This is a genomic window from Adlercreutzia sp. CNCM I-6216, from assembly GCF_977113345.1.
This window is the reverse complement of sequence record NZ_CDSBIE010000025.1, coordinates 1-6,062: the sequence shown is the minus strand read 5'-3', so window position 1 is coordinate 6,062 and position 6,062 is coordinate 1. Positions and strand designations below refer to the sequence as shown.

General features: G+C 50.8%; 6 protein-coding genes and 1 pseudogene. All 7 read left to right on the top strand.

Annotated features, from left to right (window positions below; translation table 11 throughout):
* The first annotated feature begins 262 nt into the window (after positions 1-262).
* The 7 genes and pseudogenes from ACYVRU_RS12020 (at position 263) to ACYVRU_RS11990 (ending at position 5,969) form a co-directional block, all read left to right on the top strand.
* Complete coding sequence (locus ACYVRU_RS12020; RefSeq protein ID WP_452039582.1) at positions 263-1,489, top strand: hypothetical protein; 1,227 nt, start codon at positions 263-265, stop codon at positions 1,487-1,489.
* A 10-nt stretch (positions 1,490-1,499) separates the two neighbouring features.
* The gene (locus ACYVRU_RS12015) at positions 1,500-2,018 is read left to right on the top strand and encodes a zinc-ribbon domain-containing protein (protein ID WP_452039583.1); all 519 of its coding nucleotides are present in this window, start codon (positions 1,500-1,502) and stop codon (positions 2,016-2,018) included.
* A gap of 114 nt (positions 2,019-2,132) precedes the next feature.
* Positions 2,133-3,086, top strand: a complete 954-nt coding sequence (locus ACYVRU_RS12010; protein WP_452039584.1) for a zinc ribbon domain-containing protein — start codon at positions 2,133-2,135, stop codon at positions 3,084-3,086.
* Positions 3,087-3,244: 158 nt separating this feature from the next.
* Positions 3,245-4,447 carry a hypothetical protein gene (locus ACYVRU_RS12005; RefSeq protein WP_461186205.1) on the top strand — a complete coding sequence of 401 codons (1,203 nt, stop codon included), beginning with the start codon at positions 3,245-3,247 and terminating at the stop codon, positions 4,445-4,447.
* A 30-nt stretch (positions 4,448-4,477) separates the two neighbouring features.
* Positions 4,478-4,543 (top strand): annotated as a pseudogene (locus ACYVRU_RS12000) (zinc-ribbon domain-containing protein); the annotation flags it as partial.
* A 177-nt stretch (positions 4,544-4,720) separates the two neighbouring features.
* Positions 4,721-5,248: a YARHG domain-containing protein gene (locus ACYVRU_RS11995; RefSeq protein WP_452039588.1), complete on the top strand. Its 528-nt coding sequence runs from the start codon at positions 4,721-4,723 to the stop codon at positions 5,246-5,248.
* A 97-nt stretch (positions 5,249-5,345) separates the two neighbouring features.
* The gene (locus ACYVRU_RS11990; RefSeq protein ID WP_461186204.1) at positions 5,346-5,969 is read left to right on the top strand and encodes an N-acetylmuramoyl-L-alanine amidase; all 624 of its coding nucleotides are present in this window, start codon (positions 5,346-5,348) and stop codon (positions 5,967-5,969) included.
* Positions 5,970-6,062 lie beyond the last annotated feature (93 nt).

Here is a 6,062-nt window from a genome sequence, read left to right as displayed (position 1 = left end):
GGGTCGAGGAGGTATCTGGACGTGTCGCTGCTGGACGAGTGATCATGCCGACGGCTGGCGGTCGCCTGCTGGAATTTGCGCAAGATTATTGACAGTACCCTTCTTTTGCTCCCAATGCGCAGCACCTATTGAGGGGGTTGCGCCGCAACGCGCAGCGGAGGAAGAAGCAAGCTCTGGGACGGATGACGAAGGGAGCGCTGTGCCAGGCGCCAGGATCCCAGACGCTACGATCCCTTTTGATCCACAGGGGACTTCGCCTTCTGTGGATCCGGAGGCAGAGCCTGTCAGGCCAGTGATGGATTCTTCCAAAAAGAAGTCCTCGCAGTTAAATGCGGCAACAAAAATTGGCATTGGCGTTGCATGCGTCGCCTTGATCGTCGGCATCGGTATTGTTGTGGCGGCCAACAGCGGTGCCTTTAGCGCGGATTCCTCTAGCAACGACGTTACGTCCGGGCTTTTTTATGACGGCCCTTCCGAAGAACAGGTCATGAGCGATCTCAACTTCGAGGGGGTGGCAAGCAACCTGTCTTACGAGGGCGACTGGTACGCTTACCAAGAGCCCACCCTCAGCTCCACTTCAGAGTTGGAGCTAACGTACGATGAAGCGGATATGAAGGAGTACACCATTACCGCTGTGTACGAGTCGGATGACCTTACCACCGAGAGTACCGTCATGGTGGACTACGAGAAAATCGACGGAGAGTGGGTGGTAATCGATTCTCTTGAGACCTCGCGGTACATTACACCCAAGACCGCGCCAAGTGAAGACGCTGTCATCAACCACGCGCCTTCGATGATGCAGATAGCCGACGAGAATCATCCCACTTATGATCCTGACGAGAACACTATTGAACTTACTGATTTGTACAGCGATAACTTTCAGCCAACTATTGAGAGCGTGGAATTCCAGGCGGGCGAAGGGTCAACTACTGCAAATGCAACAATTAGCATTACAGCTACCGATGGCTTCACCTCTTATAACGGTCAGCTTCAAGCGACGCTGGAGTGGGACGACAGCGACTGGCAAATCACTGATTGCTACGCAACCGAAGGGTCATATACCGCAGATTACTCAAGCCTGATCGGTACATGGGTGGGCGAATATGTCGAAAACGACTCGAGTAGCTTTAATTGCTACGCTGGGCGTTACACCCCCGCTCGAATGACAATACAAAGTGTCGATGGTCTGTCGAAGACAGCGCGCATAGACTTTACGGTGCTTGTTCACAACCACGAGCCAGGATCATCAGATAACCCTGTAGAAAGCTTTCCGGGTGATGAGATTGTTACAGTGGAGAATGCTCTGGTCAATCTAGATACCGACTCGGATCATTTGGGAGATTATCGAGGAGAACGACCTTGCGATTTTCGCATAGAGCTCGATCGAAAAGGTGGCATAAGTCTGACCATTTATTCGTTTTACAACAATGCAAATATGTTTACTTATCCACATGATGCATTTGTCATGAAGAAAGATTCAGAAAGTTAGAGGTGACTCCATGTTTTGCACGAATTGCGGTAAACAGCTCAATGATGATGCGCGATTCTGCCCGCATTGCGCTCATCCAACCAAGAACGCCGAGCCTTCGAACGAAGCATCGTCATCAGCCACTATTCCGACACCGGTATCGGCTGGCGCCTCACCAACGGCGGAAACTAATCCCGCTTCAGCAGTGGTCTCTAGTTCTGCTCCGACAGCTACTCATCCCGTCAATCCACCTAAGGAGGAGGGAACGCCGACAGGATCGACGCTCGGAATCCTCGGTCTCGTCATTGGCATTCTGTCCTGCGTAATCCTCTTCGTTATGGGGCCACAAGCTGTTCTTCCCGCTATTATCGCGCTCGTGCTTTGCCTCGTGAGTCTCCAGAAGAGGGAAGTCGGTGCCTCGCGCGCACCTGCCATTGTGGGCCTGTGCTTCTCCGCTTTTGCCCTCTTCAATGCGCTTGCCTTTTTCGGTTGCGTCTCAATGATGATAGGCACCGACAATTCCCTACGCCTCCTAGGTATGCCGGTATAGGCTGTCGGCTTGCGACGAATGGCTAGCGTGCGCTAGCGCGCACCTTTTGCGCGCCGAATTGCCGCAGCCGACGTCATCCATTGATCCAATCACCCGAAGCAAGGAGGAGCAATAATGTTCTGCCCCCATTGCGGAAAAGAAATCACGGGCAATGATCCTGCCTTTTGCGGCAACTGCGGAAGTCGTCTTGTTTCAAGTTCTCGCGCAGAGCAATCGCCGCCGCGTAGAAAGAGGATCCTTTTGTATACCGTAGTTCTAGTGTGTTTGTTGCTGGGGGTTGCCGTATTCGTCTTTGTCAGTCAAGCCAATTCGTTCCTTCCTTCCATCTTTCGATCGAGCGATGAAGAGCCAGTTCGGGTTCTTACGGATTACGAGTCCATTGGAAAGCCTCAAGATGGTTCAGAGCATGCTGTTGCCTATCATTTTGACCACGACTCATCGGGTAATGTAGTGCGCATGATGTATGAAAGTTCGGAGGGCTGCTATTCCAATACGTTCGAGTACGATTCTGGTGACAATGGAGTTCCGTCAAGGTGCCTGAACGAAAAAGGGGTGATCGTTTGGGAGCAGAGAGCACTCGACAGTAATGAGTGTGGCCTTCCTCTTCGTATCGAAAGGTCATACCCGAATGGCAATACGTTGACATTCGAATTAAAATATCAGAATAACTACCGAATTCAAGAACTGATAGGCAGTTGGAAGGGCTCTTCCTATGATTGCGTGTGGCCGGATTTCCGCTGGGTCTTCAACGAAAAGGGAGATGCGGTCCAACGCTTCACGAAAGATGATCGAGATGCTTGGGGCGATGATGATAACGCCGATAGCATCTATGAGTACGTCTACGACCACGACGGTCAGCTGATTTCTGGCACCCTCAATCGAGGGGAAGAAAATGCAGTGGAGTTTACCGTTGTTAAAAATGACCCACTATCGAGGTCAGAAGAATGGAGATACCCAAATGAAACCACTATAGAGAATTATTCCTATTCCTCTATTACCGATCCGTCGCCTATGGCGAGGTTACTGGGCCGTTCCTCCACATCGGTGACCTTGGATCTATTCGGTTAGGGTTCCTAATGTTTCGGCGCCCATCGTGGTGACCAGTTTCCATTCAGGAGAGTGTTATGTTTTGCCAGTATTGCGGTAAAGAGGTCGGCGGAGATGCACCATATTGCACTAGCTGCGGCCGGTCTGTTAAGCCACTCGCTTGCCCCGTAGAGCGATCTGTGTCGTCTGGAGGCGGTGGTCTGCTGAAGCGCATTGTCGTTGCGCTTTCATGTGGAGCCATCGTTGTCGCAGGCGGTGCGATTTCACTGGCTATTTTAAACTCTGCCAATTATGAAGGTGGCGATGCGCCCGATGTCTCTGAGCCGACTTCAAGCCTTTCTGACTCGCCTAATGATTCGGATCTGATCCTTCCCCAAATCCCAGAAGCTAGCAACACTATAGTGGAAGTTCGTAGCGGCAGCGATATTGATAATATGGACATTTGCTCTTCGGCTCGATACTCCTACAACGATCAAGGGCAGATGACGAGGAAGGAATGTGATAACTATTCCGTTGCATGGACTTACGACTCTGAGGGAAGACTGATTGAGCAAAGCACTGCCTATTACGAGAAGCCAGAGGACAATCAGGTATTTACGTATTCCTACGGAGACGAAGGTCAGCTTACGGAAATACTTCGTAATTATCCGAATCGTGACCCTAACACTTGGGCGCCTCTATGGGATATGGTTTACCGATCCGTTTACGAATATAGCACTGATGGCACGGAGGTGACAGAAACCATGTTTAACACAGATGGCGAGGTTGCGAGTAAACAGGTGTCGACCTACAATGAGGATCGCAGGCAGTGCGCTCCCTCCATTTCGACGGAGGCAGGTTCGATGGGAGATCGGATTGGGGACGATGACCCTGTGGAGGTTGTCTCGTATGACGGTGACGGAGACTATACTGGATATTCTACATACGCATACGATAGCTTCGGCAATCCTATCTTGATAGAGTCTTTTAATGAAGAGGATATACTTCTATCTAGAGAGGATAAGGAATACGATCAATTCGGCAATCTCGTAGGCGCGACTTCTTGGTGGAGCGACGAAAAGTACCTTACTCCGTCCGATCTAACCTACTCTAACGAAACCGACTGGGAATATAGTGCGACAGGGAAGCCTCTATCGCAGACGCGGATTGAGCACAGCTCAGAAAGCGATTACGCATCTGCTACAAGTACGTGCTACTACTATGATTTGCATGCCCGTCTTGTCGCAACACTCTCCGTATTCGTAAGCGAAGCCAACTTGCCCTCTTCCGTTGACTACACGGTTTATTTCTATGATGACGACACCGAGGAGTTTGGGGATGTTCGGTACGATCTGTATACAGAAGCGATGGATCTTGCCGAGACTGCCCTGGCGCGAGCTTAAGAGGTCGGATTATTTTTTTCGGGAGGTCTCATGTATTGTGTCCACTGCGGAAAACCCAATCAAGCGAAAAGTCGATTTTGTGAGTTCTGCGGACAGTCATTGGAGAACTGTGACGAATCGCTGTCTCGTATATCGGGCGTAAATGCTGCTTCTCAAAGCGCTAGCAAGCCCTCAAATAGATTCAAACAACAGGTTAGGCCGTATCTCCCCATTGTTGTTAGCCTTTTCGCGGCTCTTTTATTCGTTGGCGGTGCTCTAGTTTATGCGTATGCCATGAGTCAAGGGCATGAAGCGGAGGAGGCTGTTTCGGACGTCGCCGTCCCTGCCGAAGAAGATGCTTCCGCATCCGAAAGTGCTGACGTTTCGAAAAATGATGCGACATCGGGCGCCGAAAGCTCGTCGGATGATATCGCAGAAGCGCCTTCGACGGATGAAACAAGTCAAGGCGTCCCTCAAACAACTATCGATAGCAAACCTGTTGGAGAAGCGAATGAAGGCTCCGCTGGTGCTGACTATCTCTTATCTGAAAGCGATAGCCGGTATTATTCAGAGTCCGAGTTGAGCTCTTTCAGCGACTGGGAACTCTATCTTGCTCGTAATGAAGTATTTGCGCGCCATGGTCGTATGTTCAGCAATGAAGATTTGAAAAACTACTTCGAAGCGAAGAGCTGGTATGAACCTCGATACACACCTGAGGAGTTCGATTCTCTCGGGGATGGCGCCATCAATGAATACGAAAAGGCGAACTCGCAAACAATTCTTTCAATTGAGCAGGCGCGTAACTCGCAGTACGTATCGTAGGGTTTCAGGGGCGTAAGCACGGATGCATTCGATCGGAAGTGAAGTTATGAGATTCTCGTCTCGGCATATGGCCGCATTGCTTCTTTTAGGAGCGATATTGGCTCTTGTTGGTTGCGCGTCTTCAGGAGGGCAAAGCGAGGCGCTGAAGACGACACGACCGGATATCATCGAAGTCGAAGAGTACCCCGACGATTCTCTTTTCGACGCGGAGCCGAAAGAGCGGAAGGTAGATCCAGAACCTGATTCGGAGAAGCCAAGAAGCGATGCAGGGGGCTCAGATCCTCCCGTCAATTCCGAAAAGTTGTTATCTAACGAACCAGCTTCTAGCGACTTGGCGATCATCCAAGATGTGCGGCCTTCTTTCTCCCATGGATCCAAGCCCGCAGATTGCCAGAAATACATAGTGTTGCATGACACGGAGGGCGATAGCGACCCCGCTTCGGTGATTGATTGGTGGGATTCGAATGGCAATTTAGTCGCCGCTCATTTTGTCATCGGGAAAGATGGTTCAATCTTTCAATGCGTTCCCCTTGACGAGATTGCGCATCATGCTGGCTATGGCGATACAGGCCACAATGAGAAGTATGGCCTAATAGAAGATGGGCGTGACGATATGGAGGGTTCTTCGTCCATTGGGGCGTGGGCGTCAGATTACGGCATGAATGCGTGGTCTGTGGGCATTGAGCTAGTTCATAGAGGCGGCGAAGGGGACTATTGTTAGCGTCGGGCGAGAATAGCCACCTAAAGTCAAACTAGTTCAGCCAAATTCCAGTCAAGCAAAAACAGCCATTGCGACGCTGCTGGCCCTACACTG

Coding starts and splice junctions, on each gene's coding strand:
- ACYVRU_RS12015 (WP_452039583.1), top strand. CDS start 1,500: ATGTTTTGCACGAATTGCGGTAAACAGCTCAATGATGATGCGCGATTC.
- ACYVRU_RS12010 (WP_452039584.1), top strand. CDS start 2,133: ATGTTCTGCCCCCATTGCGGAAAAGAAATCACGGGCAATGATCCTGCC.
- ACYVRU_RS11995 (WP_452039588.1), top strand. CDS start 4,721: ATGAGTCAAGGGCATGAAGCGGAGGAGGCTGTTTCGGACGTCGCCGTC.